Genomic DNA, 1,049 nt, shown 5'->3' with positions numbered 1-1,049 from the left:
GTCCGAACAAGAAGTTGTCGGTCAAGACCCAGACCTCGGCGTCCGGCTCCGGTCAGATGCAGCCTTTGCCGATGAACGAATATCTGCAGCAGGCGCTGGCCGAATGCTATTTCGACGTCAAGCTGGACGTCATCGAGTGGAATACGCTGTTCACCAACTGGCGTCGCGGCGCCAAGGATCCGACCGCCAACGGCGCCAATGCCACCAACGTCACCTATGCGGCGATGGACCCGTTCTTCGCCCTGGTGCGCTTCCTGCAGTCGTCGATGGCGCCGCCGGTCTCGAACAATTGGGGTTTCATCAACAATCCCAAGTTCGATGAACTGGTGACCAAGGCGCGGCAGACCTTCGAGCCCGCTGCGCGCGATGCGGCGCTGGCCGAACTGCATGCGGCCTCGGTCGACGACGCGGCTTTCCTCTATGTCGCCCACGACGTCTCTCCGCGCGCCATGAGCCCCAAGGTCAAGGGCTTCGTGCAGCCGAAGAGCTGGTTCGTCGACTTCTCGCCTATCTCGATGGCGCCGTAAGGCGGCATTGCTCTTTCTACCCTCTCCCCTTGTGGGAGAGGGTGGATCGAATGCGCTTCAGCGCATTCGAGACGGGTGAGGGGTCTGTCTCCGCGGATAGAGACCCCTCATCCGATCCTCGCTTCGCGAGGATCACCTTCTCCCACAAGGGGAGAAGGGAAGAAGAGGTGACCAGTGCTCGTCTATATCGCCCGCCGCATCGTCTATGTGATCCCGATCGTCATCAGCGTGGCGCTGGTGTGCTTCCTGCTGGTGCACATCACGCCCGGCGATCCCCTGGTCGCGGTTCTGCCGGCCGACGCATCGCAGGAGCTGGCGGCGCAAATGCGCATCGCCTACGGCTTCGACCGTCCGCTGCCGGTGCAGTTCGGCATCTGGCTCTGGAAGGCGCTCCACGGCGATCTCGGCAATTCCATCGCCACCGGCCGCCCGGTGCTTTCGGAAGTCATGCGCGCGGTCGGCAATACCGTGACCCTGGCGATCGCGGCCGCCCTCATCGGCTTCACGCTCGGCCTGTTCTTT

The 1,049-nt window shown here is 63.1% G+C and carries 2 pseudogenes; both read left to right on the top strand.

What is annotated here, in order from left to right:
* A pseudogene (locus tag Q7U29_RS19620) lies at positions 1–527 on the top strand (ABC transporter substrate-binding protein); the annotation flags it as partial.
* Between the two features lie 174 nt (positions 528–701).
* Positions 702–1,049, top strand: a pseudogene (locus Q7U29_RS19615) (ABC transporter permease); the annotation flags it as partial.

Origin of the sequence: Bradyrhizobium sp., assembly GCF_030654605.1 — a bacterium.
In the GTDB taxonomy this organism is placed as follows: Bacteria; Pseudomonadota; Alphaproteobacteria; order Rhizobiales; family Xanthobacteraceae; genus Bradyrhizobium.
The sequence above is the reverse complement of the archived record's forward strand: the minus strand, read 5'-3'. Positions and strand labels throughout refer to the sequence as shown.